General features: G+C 59.8%; 2 protein-coding genes. One reads left to right on the forward strand and one right to left on the reverse strand.

The window, feature by feature from the left end; translation table 11 throughout:
• The coding region (locus QT222_RS01555; RefSeq protein WP_491476084.1) for an MmgE/PrpD family protein at positions 1-893 on the reverse strand (893 nt) is incomplete at its 3' end.
• A 314-nt stretch (positions 894-1,207) separates the two neighbouring features.
• On the opposite strand from QT222_RS01555, the gene QT222_RS01560 reads away from it, so the two are divergent.
• A complete protein-coding gene (locus QT222_RS01560) occupies positions 1,208-1,525 on the forward strand; it encodes a thiamine-binding protein (protein WP_004056207.1) in 318 nt (105 codons plus the stop codon).
• Positions 1,526-1,804: the final 279 nt, after the last annotated feature.

The following is a 1,804-nucleotide window of genomic DNA, read 5'->3' on the forward strand; positions in this document are numbered from 1 at the left end:
CCGTGGAACGTGTCCAGGTCGATGGACGTGACTTCCTCGTGGTCGATGTCGTGTTCTTCGGCGAGGTCGATGATGCCTTCGACGGCCGATTGGGCGTAGGTTTCGGCGACGTAGCGTTTCGTCATCACGTCGTGGACTCGTGAACACGACGTGTCGAGGTCAACCTCGAAGTCGCCGGCGATGATTTGCTTCCAGCCTTTCTGTCCCTCGAAGAGGTCTTTCGGCCCTTCCATACCGTTGTCCGCGAGCAGGGCGGCGTAGGTGCCGTTTCGCGCGGCGTTACCGGAGGCGACGCCCTTCCACTCGTTTATGCCGCCCGTCCGGGTCACCCGGAGGGCGTTGTGCGCGGTGCCGGCGATACCGATGGCATCTCGGATTGCTTCGTGGTCGAGGTCGAGCAAGGCCGCCGCGGCCGTAGCCTGCGTGATGACCGTGTGCGTGACGTGGTCGAATCCCCTGTCGCGGACTGGTGCGTTCCACGCGAGTTCGCCCTGAATTTCGTAGGCGAGTGCAGTCGCCTCGATGAGGTCACGGCCCGTTGCGTCGACCAGCTCACCGACTGCGACGACCGTTCCGACGTTGTCGCTCGGGTGGGGCGTCTCGCCGGGGGCGAGGAACGAATCCATGAAATCGAGATACCGAGTCAACACCGTGTTGTACATCGCTGCTCCGGACGGCGAGGCTCTCTCGTCTGTCGCCCACAGCGAACAGGCGTCTCCTCCCTCCTGTAAAACTGTCTCGCGCACTGCCGCGGCCGTTTCGGACTCGGCGGCCCCGAGCGCGATACCTACGGAGTCGAGAAGACGCTTTTTCGTCGCTTCAACGATGTCGTCCGGGAGGGTTTCGTAGTCCACTTCGCGAATGAACGTGGCAAGCTCGTCGGTTGTTGTCATAGGCACACATACGAGTTCGGCAGGGAAAAAGTGTAACCTGAAAAACGAGTTCTGCGGAGTTTGTCCGCCAGCGTTTCTGGGATAACTGAGATGCAAGTCATATGAAAGTGCCCACGTCCTCGATTTCCACCGTCTTTTCTCGTTTATGATGAATCACCAATCCCCAGAGGAAACCGACAGACACCGGCGCAGTAGCTGGACTCTGATGCCCTCGTTCTGATAATTGCAAAACACTATGTCTGTTGTTGACGTATAACACATCTGCTCGGGGGCTGCCCTGCCCGACCGTGCGCATCCAAATTGGAGTAGAATTCATGACTGTAATAGCTAGGTTCGAGGTCATCCCGGTCCACGAGGGAGGATTGTCCGAAGACATCGCACAGGCAATTGAAGCGCTCGACGACTTCGACATCTCGTACGAACTGACCGCGACAGATACGGTCATCGAGGCCGATAATGTCGACGAGGTGTTCGAAGCCATCCAAGCCGCGCACAACGCGGTGAAGGCTGACCGAGTCATTACCTCCGTCGAAGTCGACGAACAGCGGCGTCGCGAACAACACGGCGAAGATCGCATCAAGTCCGTCGCCAGCGTGCTCGGCCGCGAGCCGAAACGAGAGCGAGACACGTGAATGTCTTCCAGAGCGGGTGAAGGCCGAGACACATAGACCACCCCCTTCTCTTTCAGCGTGGCGGGTTGAGCGGCTACGAAACCACCCCCACTCGGTTACAGGGAGCTGTGTGCCGCCGAATAGTCCGCACACCAATAGGGGTCGGCCTGTCCGGAGCACACCCCAGTTCTCACCCCGCCACGTCGTGGTGTGCGCCGTCTGGTCGGGGAGCTATATCCCGTCGTAGAGGGCCGTCGAGAGGGATCGTTCTCCCGTATCCGGGAGCACAACGGCGACCAT

This window comes from Haloferax sp. s1 (assembly GCF_058382125.1).